The sequence below is a fragment of the Stutzerimonas kunmingensis genome (assembly GCF_014764705.1).
Lineage (GTDB): Bacteria > Pseudomonadota > Gammaproteobacteria > Pseudomonadales > Pseudomonadaceae > Stutzerimonas.
In genome coordinates this window covers 1-15359 of record NZ_JACXXG010000057.1, presented here as the reverse complement: position 1 = coordinate 15359, position 15359 = coordinate 1, and the positions used below count along the sequence as shown (strand labels likewise).

At 55.5% G+C, this 15359-nt stretch carries 15 protein-coding genes; 3 read left to right on the top strand and 12 right to left on the bottom strand.

All coding sequences use genetic code 11. The features are described 5' to 3' along the window. The first annotated feature begins 184 nt into the window (after positions 1 to 184). A complete protein-coding gene (locus tag IEG05_RS22300) occupies positions 185 to 520 on the top strand; it encodes a DUF1622 domain-containing protein (RefSeq protein WP_003298493.1) in 336 nt (111 codons plus the stop codon). A 233-nt stretch (positions 521 to 753) separates the two neighbouring features. On the opposite strand, the gene IEG05_RS22295 is transcribed toward IEG05_RS22300, so the two are convergent. From IEG05_RS22295 to IEG05_RS22285, 3 genes are all read right to left on the bottom strand, one after another. Continuing rightward, positions 754 to 1083, bottom strand: coding sequence for a DUF2790 domain-containing protein (locus IEG05_RS22295; protein ID WP_003292133.1), 330 nt, complete (start codon positions 1081 to 1083; stop codon positions 754 to 756). Between the two features lie 1010 nt (positions 1084 to 2093). Beyond that, on the bottom strand, positions 2094 to 2429 hold the full coding sequence (locus IEG05_RS22290) for a hypothetical protein (RefSeq protein WP_011914422.1): 336 nt from the start codon (positions 2427 to 2429) through the stop codon (positions 2094 to 2096). 195 nt (positions 2430 to 2624) lie between these two features. Beyond that, the gene (locus IEG05_RS22285; protein ID WP_011914423.1) at positions 2625 to 2918 is read right to left on the bottom strand and encodes a hypothetical protein; all 294 of its coding nucleotides are present in this window, start codon (positions 2916 to 2918) and stop codon (positions 2625 to 2627) included. Positions 2919 to 3522: 604 nt separating this feature from the next. On the opposite strand from IEG05_RS22285, the gene IEG05_RS22280 reads away from it, so the two are divergent. Beyond that, positions 3523 to 3978, top strand: coding sequence for a DUF305 domain-containing protein (locus tag IEG05_RS22280; protein WP_046622263.1), 456 nt, complete (start codon positions 3523 to 3525; stop codon positions 3976 to 3978). Positions 3979 to 4180: 202 nt separating this feature from the next. Here IEG05_RS22280 and IEG05_RS22275 read toward each other — a convergent pair whose 3' ends face one another. From IEG05_RS22275 to IEG05_RS22235, 9 genes are all read right to left on the bottom strand, one after another. Then, the gene (locus IEG05_RS22275; RefSeq protein ID WP_020307708.1) at positions 4181 to 4993 is read right to left on the bottom strand and encodes a c-type cytochrome; all 813 of its coding nucleotides are present in this window, start codon (positions 4991 to 4993) and stop codon (positions 4181 to 4183) included. A gap of 8 nt (positions 4994 to 5001) precedes the next feature. Further along, a complete protein-coding gene (locus tag IEG05_RS22270; RefSeq protein WP_037004932.1) occupies positions 5002 to 5946 on the bottom strand; it encodes a copper resistance protein B in 945 nt (314 codons plus the stop codon). Continuing rightward, positions 5936 to 6232, bottom strand: a complete 297-nt coding sequence (locus tag IEG05_RS22265; protein WP_080902054.1) for a hypothetical protein — start codon at positions 6230 to 6232, stop codon at positions 5936 to 5938. The genes IEG05_RS22270 and IEG05_RS22265 overlap by 11 nt, the downstream gene beginning before the upstream one ends. Before the next feature lie 12 nt (positions 6233 to 6244). Beyond that, positions 6245 to 8026, bottom strand: coding sequence for a copper resistance system multicopper oxidase (locus IEG05_RS22260; RefSeq protein WP_046622271.1), 1782 nt, complete (start codon positions 8024 to 8026; stop codon positions 6245 to 6247). A 645-nt stretch (positions 8027 to 8671) separates the two neighbouring features. Next, positions 8672 to 10435, bottom strand: a complete 1764-nt coding sequence (locus IEG05_RS22255; RefSeq protein WP_003292141.1) for a protein-disulfide reductase DsbD — start codon at positions 10433 to 10435, stop codon at positions 8672 to 8674. A gap of 182 nt (positions 10436 to 10617) precedes the next feature. Further along, on the bottom strand, positions 10618 to 11058 hold the full coding sequence (locus IEG05_RS22250; RefSeq protein ID WP_014597615.1) for a DUF411 domain-containing protein: 441 nt from the start codon (positions 11056 to 11058) through the stop codon (positions 10618 to 10620). A gap of 26 nt (positions 11059 to 11084) precedes the next feature. Continuing rightward, entirely contained in the window at positions 11085 to 11357 is a 273-nt protein-coding gene (locus IEG05_RS22245) for a heavy-metal-associated domain-containing protein (RefSeq protein ID WP_003292143.1), read from the bottom strand. 73 nt (positions 11358 to 11430) lie between these two features. Further along, positions 11431 to 13698, bottom strand: coding sequence for a heavy metal translocating P-type ATPase (locus IEG05_RS22240; RefSeq protein WP_419581654.1), 2268 nt, complete (start codon positions 13696 to 13698; stop codon positions 11431 to 11433). Positions 13699 to 13790: 92 nt separating this feature from the next. Then, positions 13791 to 13961 carry a DUF2933 domain-containing protein gene (locus IEG05_RS22235; RefSeq protein WP_080505060.1) on the bottom strand — a complete coding sequence of 57 codons (171 nt, stop codon included), beginning with the start codon at positions 13959 to 13961 and terminating at the stop codon, positions 13791 to 13793. A 584-nt stretch (positions 13962 to 14545) separates the two neighbouring features. Between IEG05_RS22235 and IEG05_RS22230 the strand changes: the two genes are divergently transcribed. Then, a complete protein-coding gene (locus tag IEG05_RS22230; protein WP_003292145.1) occupies positions 14546 to 15223 on the top strand; it encodes a heavy metal response regulator transcription factor in 678 nt (225 codons plus the stop codon). Positions 15224 to 15359: the final 136 nt, after the last annotated feature.

Genomic DNA, 15359 nt, shown 5'->3' with positions numbered 1-15359 from the left:
CCGAGTGCGGCCAGTGCCACCTCGCGCCGCTCAGCCACTACAAGGAGCACTTCGGAATGATGTCCAAGCCGATAGCGGGTGTCAGGAATGCGGAACCTGAGCAGTGCTATCTCTGCCACCAGACCACCTCATGGAACGATATTCGGGGAATAGGCATCTATGACCACCATTGACGGGTGTTTCTATGAACCTTGAGGCACCTCATGCAGCGATTGAGATCGCGGTGATCGGGTTCGAGATTGCAGGGGTGCTCGCTATAACTTTCGGAAGTTTCATAGCGCTCTATCGCTTTTTTTTCAATTACAAAGGGGCCGCATTGACGGATCGCTCCCGGTCATTACGGCAAGATATTGGCGGCGCGATTGTGCTAGGACTAGAATTCCTCGTTGCTGCCGATGTCATACGAACGGTTGTAATTGAGCCCTCGCTACGAAACGTTGCAGTACTTGGTTTGATAGTACTTGTCCGAACATTTCTCAGCTACACGCTCCATATGGAAAATAAAAGCCGCGAGTCGTAGGCACCCCTCGCGGCTATGTATGTACTACTAAGCACATCGCTCAGCTGGGCAGTTTCCCCAGACGGCCCCATGCCAGTACCCGCACCGATTCGCCATAAAAACGGCAAGGCTAGTAACGATTGTATTGCTGAAATGCTTATGACCACCGCCGCACCAGGAGCATGTCTCGGGCTGCGACTACCGCCTCGGACTCTTACGTTTATGCAGGCTTCGATGGGTCGATAGGTGGTGTCTTATCTCCGACAGTTCGTTCCGGCGACCCGATACTCAACAATCGCCAAATCACCCTTAGAGTCCTCATAGGTAATTTGGGCCGGCATCACATCGTTGCAGGTCATATCGGTTCGCGTGGTACGAATTACCTTGGCGATGTCCAACTTCATCCCATAACGATAATGGACAACTTCGGGAGGCTTCTTTCCGACAGAAGTAGCGTACTCCCGCATAGTATTTTCGTTCGCGCGTATCATTTCGCCATACTCGCGATCTGAGCTACCCTCTGCCAAGGATAATGAGCTCACGCTCATAAAAAACACTGCTGCCGTAATCTTGAAAGCTTTCATAACCAGCTCCTAACTTAACGTGTGTGATGAAATTATAAGAGCGGCAAGCTGTTACTCATATGACACGGTAATTACACTGGTGTTATGAATCAAATTACCCAAGGATTAAGTGGGGCCGGTAGCATTCGAGCAAGCATAGCCATCCCGATTAATTGGCTCAGTTACCTAGCGGCCACACCATATGAAAATCATTCAGCCGTTGAGCTGGGGGTCGCAGGCGCTCAAGTTTTAAATTTGAGAGGCCCATCCACGCAGCGCTTCTGGCTAGGACGGGCCGACGGGTGACAGGCGCCCCTCGGCTCTTGATGAAGGGGCATAGAACTGGCACTGCCGGAGCAGAGAACAGCATCGGCATCGACCAGGGGCGTATTCTCGATATGCGCCGCATCAGACTTTCCCGGCTCAAAGCTGGGATACTGACCGCTGCGATCTCAGACCAAAAGATGGGTCTCGTCGATCACATGCATCGCTTTGCGTGACGTCCGCGTTTGCAAGCTACCCGCGGCAATTATCGGTGCCTTTTGGAAGACATCACGAGGAAGACCACATACTGCTCGACAATGACAGACTCAACTTGGTAATAGCCTATGTAGGAGGCGATAGCGGCGCGGCCATAAGGGGCGGCATTCAGAATGGCAATGGAGCTTCAAAACGCTGCGTATCGTCACACTTTTGGTCAGGGCCTCATATTCGCGGCAGAGAACGCGATCGCGATCGGCGGCATATCAGAGCGGACTGGTGGTTTTCCACAGCGACTGTAGTGATTTCGTAGCAGCACCACTGGGTCCCCCACAGACATTCGCTCAACTGGTGAAGTAGACGCCAACTGAATGTAAAAATTGTATGTGCTGTGGAAAAATTAAATCACTCGCTCATGTTGCTTTGAGCTGAGCCGAGAAGGCCGACTCAGCCCATTGTTGCATGACACGCTGTCAGGATCCTCCTCCCGTGTAAGGAGACGTTATGATCCGGCTTACCCCTGTGGCAGCTACTCAGAAATAACTTTCTTGTCATTTATTACCATGTGAGCGGTTGTTTATTTTGGCTGGCATTCCGCGGAACTCTACCGCGTGAAGTCGCCCGTCTGGAGTACGAATTTTTATTTCATATGGCCTAACATTTCCCTTAAGTGTGTTATTTATAGCTTTATTATCCGAACGCTCTTTATTCATAGGGGCCACACTCACCACCTCGCCGCGCTTCAGCAGATCCAGCATTACTTGGTGACCATCCCCAACAGTGTGATCGTGCCGCATAGCACTTTCTTGTTCCGTGCCGGCGACGGCTGCGAAAGCTGCCGAAATTAGCGAAATCGTCACCAGTGCTTTACTAATTTGGTTCATCATTTATCCCTCTTCCCCGATTTGCGTTTAAAAAACTATTGCTCGCTTTCTGTCTCAAACATCCCAAGTATAAACTGCACGTCTAGGGTTCCCTTAGCAAAGGGAAGCCTAAGCATCGATGATTGTTGCAGGGTAAGTGCTGATACCTGCAACAACCATAATCGTATTAATATCGCGGAGGTGTCCGTTAAAGTGGTATCAGCCGTTTTTAACGCCTACTGGGGCACCGAGAAATTCGACCGAATGGACGACTCCGTCAGGGGTTTTAATTTTAATCTCATACGTTCTTACATCACTTCCGGACACTGGTGAATTACCCATTGGGGTCACGCTTAGCACTTGCCCGGTTTTTAGCAGATTGACCATCACTTCATGACCATCGCCAACAGTATGGTCGTGTCTCATGGGTTGATCGCCTTTATTTGCAGCGATGAGAAAAGGAGATGTAGCGGTTAGAACAAGGGCGATAACGAGCTTTTGCATGCTTTTCATTGTGCTTTCCTCAGTGTTGGGGCCTGATTTGAGTGTGGCGGGTGAATACTTACGGGATGCTGTCCCTAAAATTACATTGGCGTAACCTCAGTGACAGCCAACAAACGTTCAGCTCCTGCGCTTTGGAAACTGGAAACAGGTCTGAACGACCTGATCTTCCACAAATCGCAATTACTGGTTACCGCAAGGATCTCGATGTCGCCCCTTACCCCTTAAAGGCTTACCTCTTCTACATTCGACAGCGAATATCGAGGAGACATCCACAGTTCGACAGGTCGTACAGCGTCACCAGGCGCGCCGTGTTCCTCACCAAATCACGGAAGCGCGTCACGCAGCCAGACTGGCGCATGGTCACTTCGACTTGGAGCAGCGCTGCGCAAACCCGAGAGCGAGTAAACTTGGTGCAGATTACATTTTTGTAAGCTTTTTAAAAAAATCGAAACCTCACAGCCTCCCGGCTTGTCCGTTCTTAGGTAACACCGAGGGCTGATTATCAAATCTGAGCTCTCACAGTATTAGTAACGCAACTGCCCGGCATGATCGAAAAATACGCAGACTTTAGTCAATGCAATACTGTGGCAGCACATCACCAAGAGGAGTTGATATGAAAATGTCTTATTGGCGTTTCGCTGCGATGGTGGCCACATCAACCGCCATCATGTACGGCGTTATGTATTTGAATACTTACACGTTCGAGCATGTTTTATGGAGTGAGACCCGTGCTTGGATGGCGATAGTGATGGGATCCGTCATGGCGATTATCATGCTCGCCTTCATGCTCAATATGTACAAGAAAAAGGCGCTGAACGTAGCGATACTCGCAGGCGGAGCAGCTTCCTTTGCTATTGCCTTGTGGCTTGTTCGTAGTCAGGCAACTGTCGACGATACCGACTATATGAAGGCCATGATTCCTCACCATTCTATAGCCATCATGACGAGTGAGCGCGCTCAGATCTCAGACCCGCGCGTTCGCAAGCTGGCGGATCAAATAATTGAGGCTCAGCGCCGAGAGATTTCTGAAATGATGTTTCTGATTGATGATTTAGACAGGGCTAACTGACGCAAGGTATCGCGCGACTTTCTCGCTCCGGTCCATTCTTCTTGCAAAAGTGATGCTGCGATTCCGACGAGGTCATACGCTTATTAAGCGCGCTGACCTGAGCGGCCAGCACACGAAATAACCATTTATGACGTCGGTGTAGCAAGACGCTTGTCGCGGGAAAGCTCAACTACTGCGCCATTTCCTAACGTGCCCATTGCTTTTAGCTGCCATGTACGTGCACTTTGCCATCCGTATGAGTGTGGGTATTGGAGGATGGCTCGGCATGGTCGTCGGTAGCGCTGCTGCCTTTCGAGCTGGAGTTACTTCCATCATGGTGATCATCGCCGTTACTGCTCGCAGAATGGTGATCGGACTCTGACGCTGAGCCGCCGTGGTGGTCTGCTGCCGCTATACCGCGACGTCCAGGCTCTCCTCCAGCGGCAACATTGCCATGATGGTCAGAATTGCTACCATCTAGGCCATCGTGATTTCGCGTCTGACTCTCACCGCCACCGTGCTGGTGACCGCCACTGGCTGCGACGAGCGCCTGGTATTGCGTAGCGTCGATCTTGGGCAACTGGCTGAGGAAGGCAACCATGCCCCAGATATATTCGTCGCCCATGCTCTTGCCCCAGGCCGGCATGCCTGTTGCCTTGATTCCATGCTTGATGACCCAGAAGGCGGATGCGGGGCTTGCGTCAATGCCAATCTTGGCCAGGTTCGGAGGGGCTGGATACAGCGCCTGACTCAGCTCTGTTAGTTCGACACCGGGCGCCAGATGGCACCCAACGCACATGGCGTTGTAGTTCCCGGCGCCACCACGAATGAGATTCTCGTCATCTAGATCGGGAACCACAATGTCCTTGGAACGCGCTTCAATAGAGCGATCACGCGCCATTGAAAGGAACGCATACACGGCAGGGTGATGAGGATCGTCAGCTCCTACGTTAATCACTCCGGAATAGGCTCCAGCTAGTATTGCAGCAGTACCAGCAGCGCCTGCTACCAAGAGGGTTGTAATTGTTTTTTTCATATTAACCTCTAAAGCCACATTCGAATGCCGGCGACAAAGCGCACCTCTTCAACATCTTCTCCTTCGTCGCGCAGCATGTCTGCGGTATTACCGTATGAGCGACTCCAGGAAATCCCGATGTAGGGCGCAAATTCGCGAACGATTTCGTAGCGCAGGCGCAAACCCAGTTCAGTATTTGCCAGGCCCGAGCCCACTACTCTTTCAAAATCATTCTTGCCGTAGAAATTGGCTTCCGCAGTTGGTTGGAGGATCAGTCGATTGGTCAGCAGGATGTCATAATCGCCTTCTAAGCGAACTGCAGCCTGGCCCCCTTCGCCAACGAACGCAGTGGCCTCGGCTTCAAAATCGTAAAGCGCCAGACCTTGCATACCGATGGCAGCCCAGGTCTGTGGAGACTCGGGCTTGAAGTCTTGGCGAACGCCAGCAACGACGTCCCACCACGGGCCGACCGAATGCCCATACAACAGCTGCAGCTCGGCATCCTCGGTTACGCCGTTGGTACGCTCTCCCTCGGAACGAAACCAGACCCGATTGATATCGCCTCCCACCCAGCCTGAGGCATCCCAGGCCAGGGTGCTGCCCTCATCAGCGTCCTGATATTCAAGCTGATCGAGCAGGAAGAAGCTGTTGATGCCGCTATCGTGCACTGTATGTCCAGGCAGAGGCGCGAAGGCCGCTTGGCGATCGGCATCCGTGAGGACGGGGATCGGTGTACGACTGGTGGTTCTCGGGGAGCCATGGTTCATTTGGGAGTGATCCATGTTGCTGTGATCCATCCCTTCCATTTGCTCTTGCATGGCGCCGTGGCCCATCTTGCTATGGTCCAGCGGCATGGAGCCGCGGCCCATAGTCGAGATATCCATTCCTTCTGCGGCAAAGGTAAAGCCGCCGCTCAGTGCGCTCATTGACACCGCCAGGGCAATGAGCGATGGACGTGATAGCTTAATGGTCATGGTTCGAATCTGCCTCGGCATGGTCGCTGCCATGCTCACCGGTCATTTTTTGGTGGTCCATGCCTTCATGGTTCATCGAGCCGTGATCCATTTGCTGATTGGCTGGGCCTTGGCCTCGCACCTGAGGAGGCTGCTTCTCACTGGCAGCTTTGGAAGAGTCAACGGCGTGCCGTCCATGATCGCTGTGATTTTCTTCGGCCAGCGACACTGGGATATACAGGGCAGCCAAAAGGCTCAACATTGCGGCACTGCAGAAAAGGGGGTTTCGTATCGGGGAATTGCCCATTAGATATCTCCTTCACTCATCCACGCGAACTTCACGGAACATGCCCATTTCCATGTGGAGCAGCAGGTGGCAGTGATAGGCCCAGCGCCCTAGCGCATCTGCGGTTACGCGATAGCTGCGCTTCGAGCCAGGAGGTACATCAATGGTGTGTTTGCGAACTAGGAAGTTGCCGTTGTCATCCTCCAGATCGCTCCACATGCCATGAAGGTGGATGGGGTGGGTCATCATAGTGTCGTTGACTAAGGTGATACGAACACGCTCGCCATACTTCAATCGCAACGGTTCCGCGTCAGAGAACTCAATGCCATCGAATGACCAAGAAAACTTTTCCATGTGACCTGTGAGATGCAGCTCGATAGTACGACTCGGCTCGCGCCCATCCGGATCGAGGAAGGTGCTGTGCAGATCTGAGTAAGTCAGGACACGGCGACCGTTGTTGCGAAGCCCGATTCCCGGGTCATTTAGCTTGGGAGTTGGCGTCATGGTCTGCATGTCGACCAGAGGGTTATTGGTTTCGGAGGCCGGATGGGACTGCATCGCTCCACCCGTGCCTGCCATCGTTGAATGATCCATGCCAGCCATACTGTCGTGGTCCATACCTGCCATCTTGCTATGATCCTTGCCTGCCATGCCGCCCTGCATGGAGCCATGATCCATTCCCTCCATGCTGCCGTGATCCATTCCCATATCGCTCATGGAGATCAACGGGCGAGGATCAACTTCAGGAACAGGCGCGCTCAGCCCTTCGCGAACGGCCAGGGTGCCGCGTGAATAGCCGGTGCGGTCCATGGACTGCGCGAAGATGGTGTAGGCCTGCTCGCTATCGGGTTCGACTATTACATCGAAGGTTTCGGCCGCAGTAATACGGAACTCATCGACGCTAACAGGTTTGACGTACTGCCCATCGGCCGCCACCACCGTCATCTTTAGACCCGGGATACGGACATCGAAATAGGTCATGGCCGATGCATTGATGAAGCGCAGGCGGATTTTCTCACCCGGCTTGAAAATACCAGTCCAGTTGTTATCCGGCGCCTGGCCATTCATCAAGTAGGTGTAGGTATAGCCACTGACATCGGCAAGATCAGTCGGGCTCATTTTCATCTGGGCCCACATCTTCCGATCAGCGATCGCTGCGGACCACCCCATCTCGCTGACGTCATCGACGAAGTCGCCGACTGTGCGTTTGTGGAAGTTGTAGTAATCCGATTGCTTTTTGAGCTTGGCCAGAACCCGTTCCGGATCTTCGTCAGTCCAGTCACTTAGTAGCACGACGTAGTCACGGTCGTAGCTGAACGGCTCCGGCTCTTTGGCATCGATCACCAGAGCACCATAGACGCCAGCCTGCTCCTGCAGTCCCGAGTGACTGTGGTACCAATAGGTGCCGTTCTGGTTAACCTTGAATTTGTACTCATACATGCCATCGGGGGCGATGCCGTGGAAACTCAGGCCAGGTACGCCATCCATGTTCGCCGGCAGGATGATGCCGTGCCAGTGAATCGAGGTATCTTCCTGCAGACGATTACGAACGCGCAGAGTCACGGTATCGCCTTCCCGCCACCGCAGGGTCGGCCCCGGAAGTGAGCCATTGATGGTCATCGCGGTACGAGCCGCGCCAGTAATATTTACCGGGGTTTCACCGATGAACAGATCAAAATCGGTACCGGCCAGCACGTTGGCCTGACCGGGACTGGTCACGGCCCAGACCGGCATACGCCACATGCCTAAGCCGCCGAGAATACTGGTGGCGGCTAGCCCCTTGATGAAAGTGCGCCTTGTGGTTTTGCTTTGCATCCCGTTATGTCCATTAATCAGATGAGCCGGTGGTGAGCAATCCGGTTTCGGGTTCGTTGACTGCCCCACTATCGAGATTCCACCTTCAACCTTTCCCACTGTTGTGTGAACTCGTTCCAGCGAGCAGCGCCTCTTCAGCAGTTGGTAAGCTCAGCTTATTTGGCGTCGCAATTTGCAACAGGCGCCTCGGCTTATGCTGCTTGGAGGCGACAGATTCTCAAACCGCCACTCAGGTGCCCCATATGCCAACTGACACATTCGCCCCTGCCAAGTCGGAGTACTCGGCAACGCATGAAAACAGGGGCATTGTTCGATCCCCCTCGAAATACCCGTTAATTCGGTTTCCGTTTGAACGGAGTGCTTTGTTCTTCAGGCACGACGCCAACTTAACCGCGGCATCCTGTCACAGGCCTTAGCGAAACATTACAGTTCTGTCAGGTTCTAGTTTTTCTGACTGTTAAGTTCCGGTGTGGCTGTTCAACAAATGGCTGACTTCAGCCGTCACGGATTTTGAAAGTGGAGCATCGGTAAAAACGATCAAGTCATCTGCCCACGTCTTAGCTTTCAGCCGCCGCAAGTACATGCTGCGGCGGGCTGCGATCTGCCAGCTGACGTCGACTTCCGGGAGCGACCAGGTTGCATGCTTTACATTCGGTCGTCGGCTTGACGCAGTCGTTCCAGAAAACTTTCGGCGTCGGTTTCACCAACCGTGCGAAGGTCCTGCCACTCATCACCACTGGGGGCAAACAATTGCAGTGCCGGCGGGCCAAACAGCTGGTAGCGATCAAGCAGCGCGCGTTGCTCGGCATCGCTACGCGTCATATCGAAGCGCACCAGCCGGTAATCAGCCAGCTGTTCGCGCACAGAGGACACTTCGAGTACTTCTCGTTCGATTACTTTGCAACTGATGCACCAGTCGGCGTACCAGTCCAGCAGCAAAGGTTGGCCGGCAGTTTTCGCTGACAACAGTGCCGCATCCAGGGCTGCTGGGGTGTCCAGGGTCTGCCAGCCGACGGTTGCGCCGATTTGAGGCAAGCCTTGGGCGTCCAGGCGACCCAGTGGGCGCAGCGGGTCGGTTTGACCTTGCAAAGCGCCCACCCAACTGCTGATGCCGTAAACCAGCAAGGCCACACCAAGCAACTGGGCAAGCTTCTGCTTGCCGGGCTTAGGAATAAATTCCAGGGCGCCCAGCCACAACGCAGTGCCAACCGCCAACAGGCCCCACAAGGCCAGCGTCACGGGAGCTGGTAACACACGCTCCAGCAGCCATACAGAGACACCCAGCAACATCAGACCGAAAACCTTGCGTACGCCGACCATCCAGGTCCCGGACTTGGGCAACAAGGCGGCGCCACCAGTGGCGAACAACACCAACGGCGCCCCCATGCCCAGACCCAGCGAAAACAGCTTCAGCCCGCCGCCCAGGGCATCGCCGGTGGCGCTGATGTACAGCAGCGCACCGACCAGTGGTGCTGTCACGCAGGGTGATACAAGCAGGCTTGACAGCACGCCTAGCGTTGCGGCCCCTATCATTGAACCCCCGCGGGTTCGGCTGGCCAGGCGATCCATTCGTTCGGTAATAAAGCGCGGCATACGCAACTCGAACACCCCGAACATGGCCAGGGCAAATACCGAAAAGAACAGCGCAAAGGGCACCAGTAGCCACGGTGACTGCAGGCGCGCCTGCAGGTTGAGGCCAGCTCCGAACATGCCCATCAGCGCTCCGAGCAGTGCGAAGCAGGCAGCCATGGGAAGTACGTAGGCAAGCGACAGGCGAAAACCTCGTAGCCCACCGAGTTGTCCACGCAGCACTACGCCGGAAAGGATGGGCAGCATCGGCAGCACGCAGGGAGTGAAAGTCAGCCCCAAACCGGCCAGAAAGAACAGTGCCAGACTTCCCCAGTCCAAGGTCGTTTCCGGTTGCGCAGGCGATACCGGGGGCGAGTTACCGATCTGAAAAGTGCGCATTTCAGGTGGGTAGCACAGTCCCAGATCGGCGCAGCCCTGGTAGCTCACCTGCAGGGTGAACGGCCTGTTCTGAGGGTTATCAATCGGTAGTTCTAAGTCCGTAATGCCGTAGAACACCTCGACATCGCCGAAATACTCATCGGTTTTCGGTTCGGCTGCAGGCCATTGCGGGGTGCCGATTGTTACTTGCGGATGGTCGCTGTTGAAGGCGAAACGATGTTTGTAGAGGTAATAGCCATCGGCATTTATGAACCGCAGGCGAATACTGTCGGTGTCGGCTTCTATCAGATCAAGGCCAAAGGCCAGATCCACCGGCAGGAAGTCCTGGCTGTTATTCAGGGGGGCGTTGAACAGGGCCGGCTGTGAGCGAGGCAGATCAAAAATCCCAGCACTGACCGGCAGTGGGATCAGTAAAAGCAGGCACAGCAAAAGGCGGAACATGGGTATCTCGCGGAACAAGAGTTAACGAAAGGCTCCGGACATAATTCCGCCTCGCAAGTCAGGAAACTGTCCTGAGCAAGCGAGCCGGACGGGGTGATCGCTGCGATCATCCAGTGATCACCCCCGCGTTCTCTTTGCTGCCACCCGCCTGGGAAAGCCGGTCAGCGGCACGGAGCCTGAATTTACGGGTACTTGGCGAGGACCTCATCCTGCCCTGAACGGGTAAGCCCGATTACCTCGTAGGCATGTTTGGCATCACCGTGCTCCATACCGGGCGATCCAGCCGGCATGCCGGGCACGGCAATACCTAGCAGGTCGGAACGCTTGCGCAATTCGAGTATCTGCGCCACCGGCACGTGGCCTTCAACGAACTTGCCGTTGATCACACCGGTGTGACAGGACGCCAGACGCGGCTCCACTCCTAGGTCTTGCTTCACCGAACGCATGTTGCGTTCAACATGGTCGCGGACCGCAAAGCCGTTGTCCTCCAGATAGGAGATCCAGTCCTTGCAGCAACCACAGTTGGCGTCTCGGTGTACATCGATGATCAAGGGTTCAGCGGCATGGATCGCCCCACTTACCAGCAGCGCCGCAAGGGCTGATATACGCAGTTTTCTAGACATATAAGAACCTTGTTTGCCTCTCGTTTTCAGTTGCAGCCGCAGCCACCGCTGCCACCGCAACCCGTCTTTTTCATGTTGTTCGTCCCGGCTGCCGGACTGGCCAGCTGCGCGGGATATCCCGCATCAGTCAGGGAAGCAATCAGCACTTGGCTGTCGCTCTGGCCGCTAACCCGCACCCTGGCGGCTTGCAAATCGACATCCACCTTGGTGACGCCCTCGACAGTGTTGAGCGCCTCGGTGACATGCTTGACGCACGAGCCGCAGCTCATGCCTTCGACGTTCAGTTCAATGGTGCTCATGAGAATCTCCTGGGAAGTCACCGTAATGGTTGAGCAGATGTTCAACCTTGCCAGAGCGGCAAGGTCAAGCGTTTCAATCGATCGATACCTTGCGCAGCCTCAACGCGTTAAACACCACTGAGGCCGAACTCAGGCTCATCGCCAGCGCGGCGATAATCGGCGACAGCAGCAGGCCGGTCAGCGGGTAGAGCAGGCCTGCGGCCAGCGGGATGCCCAGAGCGTTATAGAGAAAAGCAAAGGTCAGGTTCTGGTGCATATTGCGCACGGTGGCCACTGACAGGCTCCTTGCGCGCAAGATGCCCAGCAGGTCGCCCTTGACCAGCGTGACTTGAGCGCTGTTCATCGCCACGTCGGTGCCGGTGCCCATGGCAATGCCGATATCGGCGCGCGCCAGGGCTGGGGCGTCGTTGATGCCGTCGCCGGCCATGGCCACGCGGTGCCCTTCTTGTTGCAGGGCGGCGGCCAAGCGTTCCTTGTCCTGTGGTTTGACCTCGCCGTGCACCTCTTCGATGCCTAGCTCGCGGGCCACTGCGCGAGCAGTAGTCAGGCCATCACCGGTGGCCATGATCACCCGCACGCCGTCTGCCTGCAGGCGCTCTACCGCCAGTTTCGACGTCGGTTTGATCGGATCAGCCACTGCCAGCAGACCAGCCAGGACGCCGTCCACCGCCAGGAACATGATGCTCACGCCTTCGCCGCGCAACTGTTCGGCCCGCGCACTGAGGGAGCTGGCATCCACGCCGGCATCATTCATCAGCGCGGTGTTGCCCAGTTGCAGGTGGTGGTCATCAACCTGGCCACGTACGCCGATGCCGGAGGCTGATTCGAATGTCTCGGCCGTGCTCAGTGCCAGGCCGTGCGCGCGGGCATGGTCGACGATGGCGTGGGCCAGGGGATGTTCGCTGCCCTGATCGAGGCTCGCTGCCAGGCGCAGCACCTCATCCGGAGTGAAACCAGGCGCCGCCTCTACACTGTGAAAGGCCGGGCGACCTTCAGTCAGGGTGCCCGTCTTGTCGACGATCAGCGTGTCAATCTTGCGCAAATTTTCGATGGCGCCCGCATCGCGGAACAGTACGCCGCTGCCGGCCGCCTTGCCGGTCGCGACCATTACCGACATTGGCGTGGCCAGGCCCAGGGCGCACGGGCAGGCAATGATCAGCACCGCCACCGCGTTGATCAAACCGAAGACCCAGCTCGGCTCCGGACCCCAAAGCCCCCAGACAAGGAAGGTTAGTATGGCGATAGCGATCACCACCATCACAAAGTAACCAGCAATAACATCAGCCAGTCGCTGCATCGGTGCTTTGGAGCGCTGCGCCTGGGCAACCATCTGCACGATCTGCGCAAGCATGGTCGAGCTGCCGACCTTCTGCGCCTGCATCACCAGACTGCCGTGGGCGTTAAGGGTGGCACCGATGAGACTGTCACCGACGTGCTTCATGATCGGCACCGGCTCGCCTGTCAGCATTGACTCGTCCACCGCGCTTTCGCCTTCCAGCACCAGACCGTCGACTGGCACCTTCTCTCCAGGGCGTACGCGTAGCCTATCGCCCGCATGAACATGGGTGAGCGGAATGTCGTCCTCTGTACCGTCGGGATTGATGCGTCGCGCGGTCTTCGGCGCCAGGCCGAGTAGTGACTTGATCGCCGCCGAGGTCTGCGAGCGTGCCTTCAGCTCGAGGAGCTGGCCGAGCAGAGTCAGTGAGATGATCACCGCCGCCGCCTCGAAGTACACGCCGATGCGCCCGTCTTGTACAAAGTCGGCAGGAAACACGCCTGGCGCCAGAGTGGCAACGACGCTGTACAGGTAGGCGGCGGCGGTGCCGAGGCCGATCAGCGTCCACATGTTCGGACTGCGCAGCACGAACGAGCGTACGCAGCGCTCGAAGAATGGCCAGCCAGCCCAAAGCACTACCGGAGTGGTCAGTACGAGCTCGACCCAGTTCTGCGTGGTGCCGTGGAACAGGTTCAGGGAATGCCCACCCATGGCCAGCACGGTGACGATCACCGTCAACGGCAGGGTCCACCAGAAGCGCCGAGAGAAGTCCTTAAGCTCCGGGTTCTCTTCTTCGTCTAGTTCCGGAATCACAGGCTCCAATGCCATACCGCAGATTGGGCAGCTTCCTGGTCCCGCCTGGCGAATCTCCGGATGCATCGGACAGATGTATTCAGTGCTCGGTTCGGACGGCGCTTGAGCTACATTCTGATTCTCCTCACGCGACCGTGCGCTTGCGAACCGCTGAGGGGCAGCCTGGAATTTCTCCTGACACCTTGCGCTGCAAAAGCGATAAGTCTTTCCTTCGAAGGTCTCGTGATGAGGACTATCTGGCTTGACCGCCATTCCACACACCGGGTCGTACTGTTTACCGTTTTGATCGTGCGAATGGTTAGCCTGATGCCGGTCGTGGTTGCTGGAAGAATTGTGCATGCCATTTACTTCCTATCTTTGTCCTTGGAGACACGGGTGGGATTGGAATGGCCACCATGGTTGTGACCAAACAAATGGAGCAACGGGCAAAGCAGCAAGATTATGTATGGCAGTCCCTGCAAGAGATGACCGTAATGCTCGCGTGCCAAGTAGAAAAAACCGATTATTGCCAGCATTAAGAGCGCTACGCCGGGTCTAGTCTTCCAAAAAGATATTTCATTATTCCGATGAAGATGGCGGTGATACACGGCAGTGACCTCCAGTGCTGGTATTTTTAGTACGTTGCGTCAGCATGAGCCGCTCGTCCCGATAGATATAGCATGCCAACTAAGGAGATTAACGGATCCTCACCTTGCCGACCCTCCTTGCTTGATAGCCGACTGATGGATGTCGCGCCCAATCTAAGCATTGAAAGAAACTCCGTGCAGAGGAATGAATTAATTCACTTCAAGTTCAGAGGTGCGCACACTTAAATTACTATCTGTAAGGCTCGCCCGCCTGATCAGATCATCAAAAAAAAAGGCGCCGTTGAGGCGCCATTAGGCCAAGGGAGCAATGTGGAAGGCCTGGAAAAACCAGCTGCTAGCATTCTTAGAGTCACTGCTCATATTTTGCTCGAACATAGATTCCGACTTATGTGAAACACTATCACCTCAGCCTGTCAGCGAGCTGATTTATACGTTACATTTTTGTAAGCTTCTAGATGGCGGCCTCGTTAACCTGCACACTGAGTCGAAACAAACTTTCGGAATCTGCCTGCATGAAATTACTGGTCGCTGAAGACGAACCCAAAACTGGTTCTTACCTGCAACAAGGACTTACCGAAGCTGGATTTACCGTCGACCGGGTCACGACTGGCACGGATGCGCTCCAATATGCGCTGAGTGAGGTTTATGACCTTTTAATCCTTGACGTGATGATGCCAGGGTTAGATGGATGGGAGGTGCTACGCATGGTCAGATCAGCAGGGCACGAAATACCCGTACTGTTCTTGACCGCACGTGATGGCGTGGAAGACCGCGTCAAAGGCCTGGAGCTGGGCGCGGACGACTACCTGATTAAGCCGTTCGCGTTCTCCGAACTTCTGGCAAGGGTCCGGACATTGCTTCGCAGGGGCAGCGGCTCCCCCACCCAAACCACCGTGAAAATTTCAGATCTCGAAGTGGACCTGCTAAAGCGCCGCGCCGTTCGTGCTGGGAAGCGAATTGATCTGACGGCGAAGGAATTTTCACTGCTGGAATTGTTGATGCGCCGACGCGGCGAGGTGCTTCCGAAGTCTCTGATTGCATCTCAGGTATGGGATATGAACTTCGACAGCGACACCAACGTTATCGAGGTCGCGGTACGCCGTCTGCGCGCAAAAGTCGACGACGACTTCGAGCACAAACTGATCCATACCGTGCGTGGCATGGGCTATATGATGGATGCACCGGAGTGAGACTGCGTCGTAAGCGTTCATTCCACGACGTACTGGACTTACTTTACGTCCCGAAGGGGCCTTAGCAATTCCGGTGAGACCTTGTACTGTTTCGTGCCGTTCTCGGCCAGGACGATCACGCTCTTGCGGTTGATCT